We start from the raw sequence: 16,983 nt of genomic DNA, 5'->3' as shown, positions 1-16,983 counted from the left end.
ATGGTGGTGGACGGCTCCCGCCTGGTCAGGCGATTGATCTCGGACGTGCTGCGCGAAGAGGTACCGGGCGTCGAGGTGGTCGCCTGCGGCGGGCTGGCCGAGGCGCGGGCCGCGCTCGACGCCGCGCCGGTGGACCTGGCGACGACCGCGCTGGTGCTGCCCGACGGCGATGGCCAGCAGCTCGCCCGCGCGGTGCGCGAGTCCGCCGGCCAGCAGTACGTGCCGGTGATCGTGGTCTCCGGCGACGCCCAGGCGCACCTGGAGAGCCGGCGCTTCACCGAGGACGTCACCGATTACTTCGACAAGGCCGAGGGCCACCGCGCGCTCGCCGCGTTCGTGCGCGGCTACGTGGTGCCGCAGCCGATCCCGGGCGCGCACGTGCTCTACGTCGAGGACAGCCGCACCGTGGCCCTGGCCACGCAGCGCATGCTGCGCTCGCACGGCATGGAGGTCACCCACACCACCAGCGCCGAGGAGGCCATCGACTGGCTGCGCGCGCGCCGCGAAGCCGAGGATGGCCCTGGCGCCGACCTGCTCTTGACCGACGTCTACCTCAAGGGTGAGCTCAGCGGCCGCGATCTGTTGCAGACCGTGCGGCGCGAGCTGGGCTACGGCAAGCGCCGGCTGCCGGTGCTGGTGATGACCGGCGACGACAACCGCGTCAACCAGATGGCTCTGCTGCGCGACGGCGCCAACGACCTCGTGCTCAAGCCGATCGACGAACGCTTGCTGGTGACCAAGGCGCTGTTCCAGCTGCGGTTGGCGCGGCTGGGCCTGCAGCAGGGGCCAGGGGCCGGGGGCCGGAGGCCAGGGAGCGTGGCTCCATGACGCCGCGCATCGGCCGCGCCTTGCTTCTGCCCGTCCCCTGGCCCCCGTCCCCCGACTTCCGGCTCCTGCCATGACCTCCCGCATCAAGCTCGAACCTTCCTGGAAGGCCCGCGTCGGCGACTATCTGCTGCGGCCCGAGATGCGGGCGCTGTCGGCGTTCCTGCGCGAGCGGCGCGACGCCGGGGCGCGGATCTACCCGCCGGCGGCGCGCATCTTCGCCGCCTTCGACGCCACCCCGTTCGACGCGGTGAAGGTGGTGATCCTGGGCCAGGACCCGTACCACGGTCCGGGCCAGGCCCACGGGCTGTGCTTCTCGGTGCTGCCCGGGGTGCCGGTGCCGCCCTCGCTGGACAACATGTTCAAGGAGATCCAGCGCGATCTCGGTATCAGTCGGCCCGACCACGGCTGCCTGCTGCCCTGGGCGCGCCGTGGCGTGCTGCTGCTCAATGCGGTGCTGACCGTGGAGCAGGGCCAGGCCGGCTCGCACCAGGGCAAGGGCTGGGAGGGGTTCACCGACCACGTGGTCCAGACCCTGGGCGAGGAGCGCGAGGGCCTGGTGTTCCTGCTGTGGGGCAGCTACGCCCAGGCCAAGGGCAAGGTGATCGACCCGCGCCGGCACAAGGTGCTGCGCACCACCCACCCCTCGCCGCTGTCGGCCCACCGCGGTTTCATGGGATGCGGGCACTTCTCCGCCGCCAACGACTTCCTGCAGCGTCGCGGCCAGGCGCCGATCGACTGGTCGCTGCCGCCCCGCGCCGAGGTCGAGGCGATGCTGGCCGCCAGCGACCGGACGCGAGCACCGGGGGAACCCCCCGGCCCGGTCGAGGTCTGAGTGGCAGGCCGATTGCCTGTTCAGGTCGTTTCGACGCCCCGTGCGCATCGGCTGCGCGAAAATGACGGCTGTTGCCGGTGCGTCATGTCCCAGGTTCTTCCCGCCCGGCGTTCCGATGGCAGAACGCAGGGAACTTTTACTGTACTCAGCAGTCCAATAGTCCGACTGCTATGATGAGGCCCTATGAACCAGACCACGACTGCCCTGGTGTCCCATAACCTCCCGATCCCGAGCGCGCTCGGTTCGCTGGACGCGTACATCAACGCCGTGCACCAGATCCCGGTGCTGTCGGCCGAGGACGAGCAGGCGCTGGCACGTCGCTACCGCGAGCACGAGGACCTCGACGCCGCGCGCGAGCTGGTGCATTCGCACCTGCGCTTCGTCGTCCACGTGGCGCGCGGCTACAACGGCTACGGCCTGCCGCTCGGCGACCTGATCCAGGAGGGCAACATCGGCCTGATGAAGGCGGTGAAGCGCTTCGATCCCGCGATCGGCGTGCGCCTGGTGTCGTTCGCCGTGCACTGGATCCGTGCCGAGATGCACGAGTACATCCTGAAGAACTGGCGCATCGTCAAGGTCGCCACGACCAAGGCGCAGCGCAAGCTGTTCTTCAACCTGCGCAAGAGCAAGACCCGCCTGGGCTGGCTCAACGCCGCCGAGGTCAGCGCGGTGGCCAAGGACCTCAACGTCTCCGAGCGCGAGGTGCTGGAGATGGAGTCCCGGCTGTCGGGCCGCGACATCGGCTTCGATGCGCCGGCCGACGAGGACGACGACCACGCGCCGCCCGCGCCGGCCGGCTACCTGATGGCGCAGGAGGACGATCCGGCGATGGCCTACGAGCGCGCCGACAGCGAGGACAACCAGCTCGCGCTGCTGCGCGAGGGCCTGGCCGAGCTGGATCCGCGCTCGCGCGACATCGTCCAGCGCCGCTGGCTGGACCCCGACGCCAAGGTGACCCTGCAGGAGCTGGCCGACGAGTACGGCGTGTCCGCCGAGCGCATCCGCCAGGTCGAGGCCAACGCGCTGAAGAAGATGCGGGCGCTGTTCGCGGCCTGATCGCGAGCCGCTTCTTCGACGAGATACGGACGGCCCGCGCAAGCGGGCCGTTTTCTGTTTGAATGCAAGACTAGGCTTCACTCGCAAGGATGGTGCGAATGAAATGGAGATGGTTCGATGCGGCTGTCGGTCTGGCCATCGGGACCGGCCTGCTTTACGCATGCGGCCATTACTACAGGCAGAGCTTTCTGTCTGGATTCGGCCTGAGTGCAGAGCAGTTCCAGAAGAGTGGCGACGCGCTCGTCCTGTCCGGATTCCATGCGGGCATGATGGGCGGCGTGGAGTACCTCCTCCTGGGTGTGGCGGTTCTCTACGCGATTCTGGTCGTGCTGTTTCTCTGGATGATCGCGGGTAGGGTTCACGTGCTCCGAGTGCGGTGGCGGGCGTGGCGAATCTCGCGGAACAAGATGTCCGCCAAAACCAGAAAGAGGCAGCGCCATCTCGAGGCAATGCCCGCCTTCAGGACGATCGAGCGGATCGCCTTCATCGCGCCCATCATGCTCGCCGCGTTCGCGGCGCTTCTTCTGGCACTGATCGGCGCCGAGAAGACTGGAAAATCGCAGGCCCGCAGGGCTGTCGAACGGTTCGATGGGAGGTCCCGGGCCGTGCTCCATCTGGAAAACGGAAGGAACGTGCGGGCTGGGCCGGTGATCGTCTGCGATGAGGCGGCCTGCGCTTACCTCATGCGCGAAGGCGTGTTGATCCTGCCACGAGATCGGGTGCGGAGCGTGAGCGTCGCACCGATTCGATAGGTCACCTCACCACTTGAACAGCACCAGGCTCAACGCCAGCACCGACATGCCGGCGACCAGGCCGTAGACGGTCTCGTGGCCCTTGGCGTAGCGCTTGGCGGCGGGCAGCAGTTCGTCCAGGGCCAGGAACACCATGACGCCGGCGATCAGGCCGAACACGCCGCCGAACACGGCTTCCGACATCACCGGCCGCAGCACCGTGTAGCCGACGATCGCGCCGACCGGTTCGGCCAGGCCCGACAGCAGCGAGGCGACGAAGGCCAGGCGCTTGTTGCCGGTCGCGTAGTAGACGGGCACCGCGATGGCGATGCCCTCGGGGATGTTGTGGATGGCGATGGCGAAGGCCAGCGGCAGGCCGACGCCGGGATCGCCCAGGGTGGCGAAGAAGGTGGCGAGGCCTTCGGGAAAGTTGTGCGCGGTGATGGCGAACGCGGTCAGCAGGCCCACGCGCTTGATGTACTCGCGGTTGTGTTCGCGGAACATCGGGTCGTCGGTCTCCAGGCCTTCGTGCGGGTTGGGGACCAGCCGGTCGATGCCGACGATCAGCAGCAGGCCGCCGAGGAAGGCGAGGGTGGCGTAGGTGAAGCCGCGCGAATCGCCGTAGACGTGGGAAAAGGAGACGATCGACTTGCTCAGGATCTCCGACAGCGACACGAACACCATCGCGCCGCCGGCGAAGGCGAGGCCGAAGGCCAGCATCCGCGCGTTGGGCGCCTTGGTGGTGAACACCAGCAGGCCGCCGATGCCGGTCGCGAGCCCGGCGGCGGTGGTCACCGCGAGGGCGACGAGGATGTTGTGGAGTGCGATGTCGTGCATGCCGTGGCGGGGTCTGGGACGGGCGCGGACGGCGCACGTGGATGGGCTACATCCTAGAGCTTTCGCGGCGCCCCGCGACAGCCCGCCGGGGCGTGCGTCCAGGGGCGCGGGTGGGGCGGATCAGGAAGGCGCGGGGCCGGGCGCCGGCGGTGGGCGGTCGTCGTCGTCCTCGCCCAGGATGATCCGGGCGCCGCGCTGGTAGGTCCAGTAGGCCCAGGTCCAGTTGAGCAGCACGACCAGGCGGTTGCGGAAGCCGATCAGGAAGAACACGTGCGCCCACAGCCAGAACCACCAGGCGATCACGCCGGAAAAGCGCAGCCGGCCGAAGTCGACCACCGCGGCCTGTCGGCCGATGGTCGCCAGGTTGCCGAGGTCGCGGTAGCGGAACGGCGGTGCCTCGCGACCCTGCAGGCGCGCGCGGATCGCCTGCGCGACGTGGCGGCCCATCTGCTTGGCCGCCGGCGCCACCCCCGGCACCGGGCGGCCGCCCTGCTCGACGGCGGCCAGGTCGCCCGCGACGAAGATCTCCGGGTGCCCGGGCACGCTGAGGTCGGGCGCGACCCGCACGCGCCCGGCGCGGTCCAGCGGCACGTCCAGCGCGCGCGCCAGCGGCGAGGCGGCCACGCCGGCGGCCCAGACCACGGTGCGCGCGGGCACGAAGCGTTCGCCGAGGCGGAAGCCCTCCGCATCGATCGACGAGACCGCGGTGCCGGTCAGCACCTCCACGCCCAGCCGCTCCAGCTGCGCTTGCGCCTTGGCCGAGAGGTCGGGCGGGAACGCCGCCAGCACCCGCGGCCCGGCCTCGACCAGGCGCACGCGGGCGCTGGCGGGATCGATGTTGCGGAACTCGCTGCGCAGGGTATGGCGGGCGATCTCGGCGAGGGTACCGGCCAGCTCCACGCCGGTCGGGCCGCCGCCGACGATGGCGAAGCTCAGCCAGGCGGCGCGGCGCTGCGGGTCGGCCTCGGCCTCGGCGCGCTCGAAGGCGCACAGCAGGCGCCGCCGCAGCCGCAACGCGTCGTCGAGCGTCTTCAGGCCCGGGGCGTGCGCGGCCCAGTCGTCGTGGCCGAAGTAGGCATGGGTGGCGCCGGTGGCCAGCAGCAGCGTGTCGTAGCCCAGCGTCGTGCCGTCGTCCAGGCGCAGCGCGCGCGCCTGCGTGTCGATGTCCTCGACCCCGGCCATGCGCACCTCCACGTTGCGCTGGCCGCGCAGGATGTGGCGCAGCGGCGCGGCGATGTCGGGCGCGGACAGGCCGGCGGTGGCGACCTGGTAGAGCAGCGGCTGGAACAGGTGATGGTTGCCGCGATCGACCAGGGTGATGCGCACGGGCGCACCGGCGAGGCCGCGGGTGGCCCAGAGGCCGGCGAAGCCGCCGCCGACGATGACCACGTGCGGCGTCGCGCCGGGCCCGTGGCCCGCATGCGTGGAGGGCGTGTCCATGACGCCCATGGTAGAGCGTGCGGGGCGCACGGGCGCGTCGAGCAGCGCTTGACCGCGACCGGTGGGGCGGCGGTATCCTCGCGCGGTTCGTGTCGCGGCTGCGCTTTCGGCGTGACGTTATGACATGACATCCGCGCGGCTTCGCCCGCTCCGCGCGCGCCAGGCAGGGCGACCGGACGATCGCATGTTCCGCGCGTGGACCCGACTTCGCAGGATGCTGCTGGCCGTGTTGCTGGCGATGCTGGTCGTCGTGCCCGCGGTGGAGGCCGCGGTGTGCCTGGTCGATGACGCGGCCGCACACGCGATCGGCGACGACGCCGCGCAGCCGTCGCAGGACGACGAGGGCGCGGCCGGTCACGGCGACGACGCCTGCGCGCACGGCCACTGCCACCACGGCGCCTCCCATGCGCCGCCCCGGACCGCGCTGCGCGCCCCGCTGCCGCCGGCCGCCGCGCCGCAATGGCCGGAGGCCGCGCTGTTCGCGTCCCGCGCCCCCGACGGATTGAAGCGCCCGCCCAGGGATTGATCGATCGTCACGCTGCGGTCGCGGTGCGCCGACGCGCGCCGCACCGCGTCCGATCCGATCCCAGGGACATCCGACATGAAGCATCGAAACGGCCGGCCGCCGCATGCGGCCGGCGTCTTCGCGGCCGCGTGCCTCGCGGCTGCGTGGGCGGGCGGCGCCTGCGCGGCGCCGGCGCCCGGCTACGACACCTTGCTGCAGGCGCTGGACCGCGCCCCCGTGCTGCGCGAGGCGGAAGCGCTGCGCGCGGCCGCCGACGCGCGCGTCCGCCAGGCCGCGGCGCGGCCCAATCCCGAACTGTCCGTCGAGATCGAAGCGATCGACGGCTCCGGCCCCTACGCCGGCGGCGCCGCCCGCGAAACCACCTACGCGATCACCCAGCCGCTGGAGCTGTGGGGGCAGCGCCGCGCGCGCGTGGAGGCGGCGCGCAGCGCCGCCGGCGCCGCCGGGCTGCGTGCGCTGGATGCGCGCTGGGCGGCGGCGGCGCGGCTGGCCCTGGCCTGCGCCGAGGCGGAAGCCGCCGCGCGTCGAGACGCGCTGGCGGCCGAAGCGCTGTCGCTGGCCGAGGCGGACGCGGCGACCGCGGCGCGGCTGGTCGAGGCCGGCCGCGAGCCGCGCCTGCGGCAGGTGCAGGCGCTCGCGGCGGTGGAGGCCGCCCGCGCCCGGCACGCGGAAGCGCGGGCCGCACGCGAGGGCGCATTCGCGCGATTGGCCGCGGTCGCCGGGCTGGACGCGCCGGTGACCGCGGTTGCCGACGACCTGCTCGAGCGCGAGCCGTTGCCGGCGCGGCCTACCGCCGCCGGCGAGCCGCTTCCCGTGCGCATCGCCTCGGCCGAGCTGGCCGCGGCGCGCGGCGGGGTGGACGTGGCGCGGTTGCGCGGGTTGCCGCAGCTCGGCGCTACGGTCGGCCGCCGCCGCTTCCGCGAGGATGCCGAGGCGGCCTGGGACGTCGGCCTGACGCTCAGCCTGCCGCTGCTGGATCGCAATCGCGGCGCGCTGGATGCCGCGCGCGCGGAATCGGCCGCCGCCGAAGCGCGGCTGGAGGATGCGCGCCGGGCGGCGCTGGCCGAGCGCGAAGCGGCGCTGGCCGCGCTGCGGTCCGCCGCCGCGCGCACGGCGGCGGCGGACGCCGGAGTGGCGGCCGCCGACGAGGCCTATCGCCTCGGCCGCGCCGGCTTCGAGGCCGGACGCATCGCCCAGCTGGAACTGCGCGATGCGCGCGCCGCGCTGGTGGCGGCGCGCGAAGCCGCGGTGGACGCGCGCCTGCAGCGGGCGCGCGCGGAGATCGACCTCGCGCGGCTGGAAGGGCGCGCCCCGTTCGGAGCGACGCCATGAGCCCGGTGCATGGAGGCGGCCGGTGGATCGTCCCGGCGCTGGCAGTCCTGCTGTTCGCCGCCGGCTTCGGCCTGGCGCGATGGACCGCGGCGCCCGCGCCGGCCCAGGCAGAGACCGCGCACGACGACGGTGCGGGCGACGCGCACGAAGACGCGGCGCCGGACGCGCTGGCGCTGGACCCGGCGCGGATCGAAGCGGCGGGGATCGCGGTGGTCGCGCCGATGCGCGGCGGCGGCGAGGAGACGGAACTCGCCGGTCGCGTCGAGGCCGCGACCGGCGCGCGCGCGGTGGCGACCGCCGGCGTCGGCGGCAGCGTGGAGCGCGTGCTGGTCGCGCCGGGCGCCGCCGTGCGCGCGGGCGACGCGCTGGTGGCGCTGGCCAGCGGCGAGGCCGCGGGCCTGCGCGCGGCCGCCGAGGCCGCGGCGGCCGAGGCCGAGGCCGCGCGCCTGGCCTATCGCCGCGATGCGGCCTTGGGCGCGCAGGGCATCGTGGCGCGCCAGGACGTGGAAGCCGCGCGCGCGCGATCGCTCGCCGCCGAGGCCGCCGCGCGCGCCGCGGCCGCGGCCCTGCGCGCGGCCGGCGCGCCCGACGCCGATGGCCGGGTGCGCGTGCGCAGCCCGATCGACGGCGTGGTCGGCGCGGTGCGCGCGGTGCCGGGGCGGTTCGTCGCGCCCGGCGAGGCGCTGGCAGAGGTCGCCGACCCGGCGCGCAGCGAGCTGGTGTTCGCCGCGGCGCCGGCGCTCGCGCAGCGCCTGCGCGCCGGCGACCGGGTCCGCGTCGAGCTGCCGGCCGGCACGCTCGATGCCGAAGTGACCGGGGTGGCCGCGGCCGCGCGTGCGGGTGGCGGCGCCGAGATCCGCGCCCGCGCCGACGATCCCGCCGCATTGCCCGCCGCCGGCACGCCGGTGCGCGGGCGCCTGCTGGCCGGCCTCGACGCAGGCGGCGCGCTGAGCGTGCCCGCCGAGGCGGTGCAGACCCTGGACGGGCGCGCGGTGGTGTTCGTGCGCACCGGCGACGGCTTCCGCGCCGTGCCGGTGCTGGCCGGGCGCCGCGCCGGCGACCGCGTGGAGATCCTGCGCGGCCTGGATGGCGACGACCGCGTCGCCGGCGCCAATGCCTTCCTGCTCAAGGCTGAACTGGCCAAGGGCGATGCCGACCACGGCCACTGAGGACGCGCGCATGCTCGCAAGACTGATCGATGCGTCGGTCCGCGCGCCCTGGGCGGCGGTCCTGCTCGCGGCGGCGGTGGCCGCCTACGGCCTGCTGCGGCTGGCCCACCTGCCGATCGACGCGGTGCCCGACATCACCAACCGCCAGGTGCAGGTGAACACCGTCGCGCCCGCGCTCGCGCCGGAGCAGATCGAGCGCGAGGTGACGTTCCCGGTGGAGACCGCGCTGGCGGGCATCCCCGGCCTGGTCGGCACCCGTTCGCTGTCGCGCAACGGCTTCTCGCAGGTGACCGCGGTGTTCGAGGACGCGACCGACCTGTACTTCGCCCGCCAGCAGGTGGCCGAGCGCATCCGCGAGGTGCAGGCGGACCTGCCCGAAGGCGCGGTGCCGGCGCTGTCGCCGGCGACCACCGGGCTGGGCGAGGTGCTGATGTGGACGGTGGATTACCTGCCGTTCGCGCCGGAGGCCGTCGCCCGCGACGGCGCGCCCGGCTGGCAGGCCGACGGCAGCTACCTCACCCCGGAGGGCGAGCGGCTGGCCGGCGAGGCCGAGCGCGCGACCTACCTGCGCACCGTGCAGGACTGGATCGTGACCCCGCAGATGCGCGGCACGCCCGGCATCGCCGGGGTGGACAGCAGCGGCGGCTACGTCAAGGAGTACGCGGTGCGCCCCGACCCCGCGCGCCTGGCGGCCTGGGGCCTGGGCCTGGACGCGCTGGTGCAGGCGCTCGAAGACGCCAACCTGCAGGCCGGCGCCGGCTACGTGCGGCGCGGCGGCGAGGCGCTGGTGGTGCGCGCGGATGCGCGCGTGCGCACCGTGGACGAGCTGGCGCAGGTGCCGGTGGCCGCGCGCGACGGGCTGGTGGTGCGGGTGGCGGACGTGGCCGAGGTCGGGATCGGGCGCGCGCCGCGGATGGGCGCGGCCAGCCGCGACGGCCACGAGGCGGTGCTCGGCACCGCGCTGATGATCGCCGGCGGCAACAGCCGCACCGCCGCGCTCGCCGCGCGCGAGCGACTGGCCGCGATCGCGCCGACGCTGCCGCCCGGCATCGTCGCCGAGCCGGTGCTCGACCGCAGCGCGCTGGTCGATGCCACCATCCGCACCGTCGCGCGCAACCTGGGCGAGGGCGCGCTGCTGGTGATCGCGGTGCTGTTCCTGTTGCTGGGCAACCTGCGCGCGGCGGCCATCGCGGCGCTGGCGATCCCGCTGTCGTTCCTGTTCGCGGTGATCGGCATGGAGCGCTTCGGCATCAGCGGCAACCTGATGAGCCTGGGCGCGCTGGACTTCGGCATCCTGGTGGACGGCGCGGTGATCGTGGTCGAGGCCACGCTGCTGCGGCTGGGCGCGCGCCGCGCCGAGCTGGGGCGCGCGCTGCGCCCGCGCGAGCGGCTGGCGGTGGCGGCCGAGGCGGCGCGCGCGATGGCGAAGCCGGCCGCGTTCGGCCAGCTCATCATCCTGCTGGTGTTCGCGCCGGTGCTGGCGCTGGAAGGCGTGGAGGGCAAGACCTTCCAGCCGATGGCGGCGACGGTGATGCTGGCCCTCGCCGGCGCGTTCCTGTTCTCGTTCACGGTGGTGCCGGCGCTGGCGGCGCTGCTGCTGCGCGCGCCCGAACCGGCGCACGCCGATGCGCGCGAGGCGGGGGACGAGGGCCACGAGACCCGCGCGGTGCGCTTCGCGCGGGCGCGGCTGGAGCCGCTGGTGCGCGCCGCGGTGGCCAGGCCGCGCGCGGTGGCGCTGTGCGCGCTGGCGGCGCTGGCGGTCGGCGCGGCGGCGTTCGCCTCGCTCGGCCGCGAGTTCGTGCCGACGCTCGACGAGGGCGACATCGCGATGCAGGCGCTGCGGGTGCCCTCGACCTCGCTGGAACAGTCGCTGGCGATGCAGCGCGCGCTGGAAGCGGCGATCGTCGCCCTGCCCGAGGTCGAGACCGTGTTCTCGCGCACCGGCACCGCCGAGGCCGCGGTGGACCCGATGCCGGCCAGCATTTCCGATGCGGTGATCGTGCTGCGCGATCGCGCCGGCTGGCCGGACCCGCGCCTGTCCAAGGAGGCGCTGGTCGCGCGCATCGAGGCTATCGCCGGCGGCCAGCTCGGCAACGCGCTGGAGTTCAGCCAGCCGATCGAGCTGCGCTTCAACGAGCTGATCTCCGGCGTGCGCACCGACGTCGCGGTCAAGGTCTTCGGCGACGATCTCGATGCGCTGCAGCGCGTGGCCGAGGCGGTCGCCGCGCGCCTGCGCGCGGTGCCCGGCGCGGCCGACGTGCGCGTGGAGCAGGTCTCCGGGCTGCCGGTGCTGACCGCGCAGGTGGATCGCGCGGCGGCCGCCGCCTACGGCCTGAGCGCGGCCGACGTGGCCGGCGCGCTGGCGGCCGGCGTCGGCGGCGCCCGGGCCGGGCAGGTGTTCGAGGGCGACCGCCGCTTCGACGTGGTGGTGCGCCTGGACGATGCGCTGCGCGACGATCCGGCCAGCCTCGCCGCGCTGCCGGTGGTCGCCCCCGACGGCACCGGCGTGCCGCTGGCGTCGGTGGCGCGGCTGACGGTGGCCGAAGGCCCGAACCAGATCGGCCGCGAGGACGGCAGCCGGCGCCTGGTGGTGCAGGCCAACGTGCGCGGCCGCGATCTCGGCGGCTTCGTCGCCGAGGCGCAGGCGGCGGTGGCCGACGTCGCGCTGCCGGTCGGCGCGCGCCTGGCCTGGGGCGGCCAGTACGAGAACCTGCGCCGCGCCGAGGCGCGGTTGTCGCTGGTGATCCCGGCGGTGCTGCTGACCATCGGCGTGCTGCTGGTCATGGCGCTGGGCACGCTGCGCGAGGCGGCGCTGGTGTTCGCCTGCGTGCCGCTGGCGCTGGTCGGCGGCGTGCTGGCGCTGGCGCTGCGCGGCATGCCGTTCTCGGTCTCGGCCGCGGTCGGCCTGATCGCGGTGTCGGGCGTGGCCACGCTCAACGGGCTGGTGCTGATGCAGGCCATCGGCGAGCGCCTGGCGGCGGGGCTGCCGGGCGCGGCGGCCGCCATCGACGGCGCGGCCGGCCGCCTGCGCGCGGTCCTGACCACGGCGACCGTGGCCATCGTCGGCTTCCTGCCGATGGCGCTGGCGCGCGGCGCCGGCGCGGAGGTGCAGAAGCCGCTGGCCACGGTGGTCATCGGCGGCCTGGTCACCGCCACCTTGCTGACGCTGGTGGTGCTGCCGACCTTCGCCGCGCGGGTGTCGCCGCGCGCGCGGCGCGGCGGCCAACGGCCCGGTACGTAGCGGACCGCGCCCGGCGCGGCGGATATCCGCCGCCCGGCGCGGTCCCGCGCGGCGCTATCGCGCGTAGGCCCGCGGCAGGCCGCCGCGTTCGCGCGGCGCGGCCTCGCGCAGGTAGCGGTCGCGCAGTTCGGTCTGGCGCGAACGCATCGGCAGCGCGCGGCCATCGAGCCAGGTCTGCTCGGCGTACTGCGCCACGTCCAGCGGGTCGCCGCTCCACAGCACCAGGTCGGCGCGCTGGCCCGGCGCGATCGTGCCGAGGTCGGCCAGGCCCAGCGTCTCGGCCGGTACCCGGGTCAGCCCGGCCAGGGCGTCGTCCCAGGGCAGGCCGTGGGCGACGGCGTTGCCGGCCAGCTGGCGCAGCTTGCGCGCGTTGTGGGCGGCATCGCTGGCCTGCGCGAACGAGACCGCCACCCCGGCCGCGCGCAGCCGCGCGGCGTTCTCCAGCGTGGCGTGCAACTGGTCGAAGCTGGCCGGCAGGTTGTCGAGCGGATCGACGAACACCGGCACCTGCGCCGCGGCCAGCTCCGGCGCCACCCGCCAGGCCTCCGCACCGCCGGCGATCGCCAGCCGCACGCCGTGGCGGCGCGCCCAGCGCAGCAGCTGGCGGATGTCGGCGGCGCGGTCCACCGAGGCCAGCACCAGGCCCTGGCCGTCGAGGTAGCGCGCCAGCGCGGTGCGGCCGGCCGGCGTGAGCAGGGCGACGTGGGAGCCGGCCGGGATGCGCCCGCGCGCCTCGTCGATCAACTGGTCGAGCAGCATCCACTGCGCGGCGCGCGAATCGCCGGTCAGCGACGCGCCGCGCGCGCCCAGCTGCAGGAACAGCACCTTCGGCCCGGCCGGGTCGAGGCCGCCGTCCAGGCGCACCGGCGCGCCCTGGCCGGCGAGGATCGAGCCGCCGGCGGTGGCCCCGGCGCTGAGCAGGCCGAAGCCCACCCCTTCCATCGTCGCCACCGGGATCAGCACCGAGTCCGGGTTGTAGGCCAGGGTGACGTCGAATTCCGGGCGCACCACCATGTGCTTGGCGCCGTCGCCGAGCGCGAGGCTGCCGTCGCGGGTGCTGCTCTCGCCCGAGACTTCCTCGATGCCGAGCCCGTTGATGCCGCCGAACAGGGCCGGCGTCAGCGGCCGGCCGCGCGCCTCGACCACCGCCGCGCCCGCGGCGGACAGCCCGGCGCCGACCTCGGCGATGCGGCCGCCGCGCACCAGCACGTCGGTGTTCTGCAGCGTGCCGCGCGGGCCGGCGGTGTGCACGGTGGCGCCGCGGATCAGCACGTCCTGGGCCAGGGCCGGCAGCGCCAGCAGCGCGAGCGCCGTGGCGGCGAGGCGGTGGAGGCCGCGGCGGCTCATCGCGCACCTCCCGCGGCCTGCTGGCCGAGCAGGAAGTCGGAGACCGGCTGGCGGCCGCGATCGTTGCGGTCGTAGATGCGGGCGCCGTCGATGTAGACCTGCTCGGCGAGCGCGTAGCTGCCGAACGGGTCGCGGTTCCACACCACCACGTCGGCCAGCTTGCCCGGCTCCAGGGTGCCGGTGCGGTCCAGGATGCCCATCGCCTGCGCCGGGTTGCGGGTGAGCCAGCGGATCGCGCGCTCGGGCGCGATCTCGATGCCGGCGCGGCGCGCGCTGGCCATCACCTTGGCCGCCTCCTGGTTGAGCCGCTGGATGCCTTCGCTGGAATCGGAATGCACGATGGCGCAGCCGTTCTGCGCGCGATCGACCAGGGCGACGTTCTCCTGGATGCCGTCGAAGGCCTCCATCTTGAAGCCCCACCAGTCGGCCCACAGCGCGCCGCACACGCCGGCCTCGGCCAGCTCGTCGGCGATCTTGTAGGCCTCCACGCCATGGTGGAAGGCGGCGATGCGGAAGTCGAATTCCTCGGCCAGCTGCAGCATGGTGGCCATCTCGTCGGCGCGGTAGCAGTGGATGTGGACGAGGATGTCGCCCTCCAGCGCGCCGGCCAGGGTGTCGAGCCGCAGGTCGCGCTTGCCGGCGCCGTTCTGCGCGCCGCCGTTGCCGGCCTCGGCATCGCGGCCGCCGCGCCGGCGCGGCGCCTGGTCGCCATCGCGCGGGGCGTTGCGCGCGCGGTACTCGGCGGCCTCGGCGAAGGCGGCGCGGAAGCCGGCGATGTTGCCCATGCGCGTGGCCGGCCCGCTCTTCTGCCCGTAGACGCGCTTCGGGTTCTCGCCGCAGGCCATCTTCAGCCCGTGCGGCGCGCCGGGGAACTTCATGTCCTGCACGGTGGTGGCCGGCACGTTGCGCAGGGTCACGCCGCGGCCGCCGAACAGGTTGGCCGAGCCCGGCAGGATCTGCAGCGAGGTCACCCCGCCGGCCAGCGCGGCGGCGAAGCCCGGGTCCTGCGGCCAGACCGAATGCTCGGCCCAGGCGCCGGCCGTGTTCGGGTTGGTGGCCTCGTTGCCGTCGCTGTGCGCGCGCACGCCGGGGCTGGGGTACACGCCCAGGTGCGAGTGCACGTCGATCAGGCCCGGCGTCACCCACTTGCCGGTGCCGTCCACCACGCTGGCGCCGGCCGGCGCCTGCAGGCCGGCGCCCACCGCCTCGATGCGGCCGTCGACCATCAGCACGTCGGCGCCGTCCAGGCGCTCGCCGGTGCCGGTCAGCACGGTGGCGCCGCGGATCAGCACCGGCGGCGCGGCGATGGGCCGGTAGGTGCTGGGATAGGGATCGTGGGCGAAGCGGGCGGCGCCGCGCGGCGCGTCCTGCGCCCAGGCGGGCGCGAGCGTCAGCGCCGCGGCGAGCGCGACGGTCATCGGTCGAAGCATCGAAGGTTCCCCGGTACGGCGGTGTGCCGCTACACGCTAGCCGTTCGCGGCCGCGCTGCCAAGGCATGGCCGTCCTAGAATGACGGCGCAACGACAGGAGGATGCATGAAAGACAAGGCGCAGATCGTCGAGAACTGGCTGCCGCGCTATACCGGCGTGCCGCTGGAGGCCTTCGGCGAACACGTGCTGCTGACCAACTTCGGCGGTTACCTGGCCCATTTCGCGCGCATGACCGGCGCCGAGATCGTCGGCGTGGACCGGCCCATGCCCAGCGCCACCGCCGACGGCATCACCATGATCAACTTCGGCATGGGCAGCCCGAACGCGGCCACGATGATGGACCTGCTGTCGGCGATCCGGCCCAAGGCGGTGCTGTTCCTGGGCAAGTGCGGCGGGCTCAAGCGCAAGAACCGGCTCGGCGACCTGATCCTGCCGATCGCCGCCATCCGCGGCGACGGCACCAGCAACGACTACCTGCCGCCGGAGGTGCCGGCGCTGCCGGCCTTCGCGCTGCAGCGCGCGGTGTCCACGATGATCCGCGACCTCGGCCACGACTACTGGACCGGCACCGTCTACACCACCAACCGCCGGGTCTGGGAGCACGACGACGACTTCAAGGCGTACCTGCGGCGGCTGCGCTGCATGGCCATCGACATGGAAACCGCGACGATCTTCGCCGCCGGCTTCGCCAACCGCATTCCCAGCGGCGCGCTGCTGCTGGTTTCCGACCAGCCGATGGTGCCCGAGGGGGTCAAGACCGAGGCCAGCGACGCGCGGGTGAGCGCGGAGTTCGTCGAGAACCACATCCAGATCGGCATCGAGGCGCTGCGCCTGATCCGCCGCCACGGCAAGTCGGTCAAGCACCTGCGCTTCGACGAGTGAACGCGCTTCCTTCCCGGCGGCTCGTGCGCCGCATCGCGCCTGCCTTCCGGCGCTTCCTGCTCGCCGCGCTGGCCTGGCCGGGCATCGCCGCGGCCTGCGCGCTGCCCGCGCCCGACGGCCCGCACCCGGTCGGCTTCCAGCGTTTCGAGCTGACCGACGATGCGCGGCGCGGCCTGGGCGGCGAGGCGGCGGACGTACCGCGGACGCTGCCGGCCGCGGTCTGGTACCCCGCCGAGGCCGCCGGTGCGGGGCGCGCCTATCTCTCGCCGGCGGAGGCCGAAGTGCAGCTGCCGGCGCTGGCGCGCAACCTCCGCTACGCGCCCGAATCGGTCGCCGCGCTCGGCGGCTGCCGCGCGCCGGACACCGAGGGCGCCGCGCCCGCGCAGGCGGCGTCGCGCTTTCCGCTGGTGGTCCTCAGCCACGGGTTCTACTCGTATCCGCTGCAGAACACCGCCCTGGCCGGAGCGCTGGCCAGCCACGGCTACGTGGTGGTCGCGCTCGGGCATCCCGGCGATTCGGCCGACGTGCGGCTGGCCGACGGCCGCCTGGTGCCGACCAACATGGCGGCGGAGAAGCCGGAATTCCTGGCATGGCGCCACGCCTTCCACAGCGCGTCGGCGCATGCGGCGCGCGCGCGCCTGATCGACGGCTACGGCGAGGCGCTGGCGGGCAGCCGCCTCGGCGCGAGCGTGGAGGTCTGGCGCGACGACGTGCTGTTCGCGGTGCGCGCGCTGCAGGCCGGCGACGTGCCCGCGCCGGTGCGGCCGGTGCTGGCGGCCGCGGACGCCGGGCGGCTGGCGATCGCGGGCATGTCCTTCGGCGGCTCCACCGCGGCCTCGGCCTGCCGGCGCCTGCCGGCCTGCCGCGCCGCGATCAGCCTCGACGGGCTCAACTTCGACCCGGAACTGTTCGATGCCGACCTGCAGCGGCCGCTGCTGCTGATGCTGGGCGACTGGGTGCGCTTCCCGATGTACGACGGCCTGCCGTCGGAGGCCGGCTTCAACCCGAACGACTACGCCTACGAGCGCTGGGAGGCCGCGGGCCTGTCGCCGGACGTGCTGCGGGTGAGGGTGCCGGGCACGCGGCACATGTCGTTCACCGATCTGCCGCTGCTGATGGCGGGCGAGGGGCTGGAGGCGCATTTCGGCGACGCCGACCCGCCGGCGGTCGCCGGCGCCATCGCCGCGGCGTCGCGCGCGTTCCTCGACGTCCATCTCAAGGGCGCCGATCCCGCCGCCCTGCCGCGCGCGATCGAGGCGGGCGGCCTGGTCCGCCACGACCCGCGCCAGACCCGCGCGTGGGCGCGCTCGCGGTCCGGCGAACAGCCGTAAG

At 74.6% G+C, this 16,983-nt stretch carries 14 protein-coding genes; 10 read left to right on the top strand and 4 right to left on the bottom strand.

Features of this window, described 5'->3' with window-relative positions:
- The 4 genes from Z164_RS0116365 to Z164_RS0116350 all read left to right on the top strand — a co-directional run bounded on the left by Z164_RS0116365 (position 1) and on the right by Z164_RS0116350 (position 3,468).
- A complete protein-coding gene (locus tag Z164_RS0116365; RefSeq protein WP_052338495.1) occupies positions 1-828 on the top strand; it encodes a response regulator in 828 nt (275 codons plus the stop codon).
- Between the two features lie 70 nt (positions 829-898).
- On the top strand, positions 899-1,660 hold the full coding sequence (gene ung, locus Z164_RS0116360; RefSeq protein ID WP_024891757.1) for a uracil-DNA glycosylase: 762 nt from the start codon (positions 899-901) through the stop codon (positions 1,658-1,660).
- A 183-nt stretch (positions 1,661-1,843) separates the two neighbouring features.
- Complete coding sequence (gene rpoH, locus Z164_RS0116355) at positions 1,844-2,716, top strand: RNA polymerase sigma factor RpoH (RefSeq protein WP_024891756.1); 873 nt, start codon at positions 1,844-1,846, stop codon at positions 2,714-2,716.
- 98 nt (positions 2,717-2,814) lie between these two features.
- On the top strand, positions 2,815-3,468 hold the full coding sequence (locus Z164_RS0116350; protein WP_024891755.1) for a hypothetical protein: 654 nt from the start codon (positions 2,815-2,817) through the stop codon (positions 3,466-3,468).
- Positions 3,469-3,474: 6 nt separating this feature from the next.
- Here Z164_RS0116350 and zupT read toward each other — a convergent pair whose 3' ends face one another.
- Both zupT and Z164_RS0116340 read right to left on the bottom strand, forming a co-directional pair.
- Positions 3,475-4,284, bottom strand: a complete 810-nt coding sequence (zupT, locus tag Z164_RS0116345; RefSeq protein ID WP_024891754.1) for a zinc transporter ZupT — start codon at positions 4,282-4,284, stop codon at positions 3,475-3,477.
- 120 nt (positions 4,285-4,404) lie between these two features.
- Entirely contained in the window at positions 4,405-5,724 is a 1,320-nt protein-coding gene (locus Z164_RS0116340; RefSeq protein ID WP_024891753.1) for an NAD(P)/FAD-dependent oxidoreductase, read from the bottom strand.
- A gap of 214 nt (positions 5,725-5,938) precedes the next feature.
- Between Z164_RS0116340 and Z164_RS0116335 the strand changes: the two genes are divergently transcribed.
- The 4 genes from Z164_RS0116335 (at position 5,939) to Z164_RS0116320 (ending at position 11,992) form a co-directional block, all read left to right on the top strand.
- Complete coding sequence (locus Z164_RS0116335) at positions 5,939-6,250, top strand: hypothetical protein (RefSeq protein ID WP_052338490.1); 312 nt, start codon at positions 5,939-5,941, stop codon at positions 6,248-6,250.
- Between the two features lie 75 nt (positions 6,251-6,325).
- Positions 6,326-7,582, top strand: a complete 1,257-nt coding sequence (locus tag Z164_RS0116330) for a TolC family protein (RefSeq protein ID WP_024891751.1) — start codon at positions 6,326-6,328, stop codon at positions 7,580-7,582.
- The gene (locus Z164_RS0116325) at positions 7,579-8,751 is read left to right on the top strand and encodes an efflux RND transporter periplasmic adaptor subunit (RefSeq protein ID WP_024891750.1); all 1,173 of its coding nucleotides are present in this window, start codon (positions 7,579-7,581) and stop codon (positions 8,749-8,751) included. The genes Z164_RS0116330 and Z164_RS0116325 overlap by 4 nt, the downstream gene beginning before the upstream one ends.
- A 10-nt stretch (positions 8,752-8,761) precedes the next feature.
- The gene (locus Z164_RS0116320) at positions 8,762-11,992 is read left to right on the top strand and encodes an efflux RND transporter permease subunit (RefSeq protein WP_024891749.1); all 3,231 of its coding nucleotides are present in this window, start codon (positions 8,762-8,764) and stop codon (positions 11,990-11,992) included.
- A gap of 54 nt (positions 11,993-12,046) precedes the next feature.
- On the opposite strand, the gene Z164_RS0116315 is transcribed toward Z164_RS0116320, so the two are convergent.
- On the bottom strand, positions 12,047-13,339 hold the full coding sequence (locus tag Z164_RS0116315) for an amidohydrolase family protein (protein ID WP_024891748.1): 1,293 nt from the start codon (positions 13,337-13,339) through the stop codon (positions 12,047-12,049).
- Positions 13,336-14,757 carry an amidohydrolase gene (locus tag Z164_RS0116310; protein WP_152540979.1) on the bottom strand — a complete coding sequence of 474 codons (1,422 nt, stop codon included), beginning with the start codon at positions 14,755-14,757 and terminating at the stop codon, positions 13,336-13,338. The genes Z164_RS0116315 and Z164_RS0116310 overlap by 4 nt, the downstream gene beginning before the upstream one ends.
- A 117-nt stretch (positions 14,758-14,874) precedes the next feature.
- Between Z164_RS0116310 and Z164_RS0116305 the strand changes: the two genes are divergently transcribed.
- Both Z164_RS0116305 and Z164_RS0116300 read left to right on the top strand, forming a co-directional pair.
- Positions 14,875-15,651: an AMP nucleosidase gene (locus tag Z164_RS0116305; RefSeq protein ID WP_024891746.1), complete on the top strand. Its 777-nt coding sequence runs from the start codon at positions 14,875-14,877 to the stop codon at positions 15,649-15,651.
- Entirely contained in the window at positions 15,648-16,982 is a 1,335-nt protein-coding gene (locus tag Z164_RS0116300; RefSeq protein ID WP_081770227.1) for an alpha/beta hydrolase family protein, read from the top strand. The genes Z164_RS0116305 and Z164_RS0116300 overlap by 4 nt, the downstream gene beginning before the upstream one ends.
- The last annotated feature ends 1 nt before the right edge of the window (position 16,983 follow it).

It is taken from the genome of Luteimonas huabeiensis HB2 (assembly GCF_000559025.1).
GTDB classification, from domain to species: Bacteria; Pseudomonadota; Gammaproteobacteria; order Xanthomonadales; family Xanthomonadaceae; genus Luteimonas; species Luteimonas huabeiensis.
This window is presented reverse-complemented; position numbering and strand designations above follow the sequence as displayed.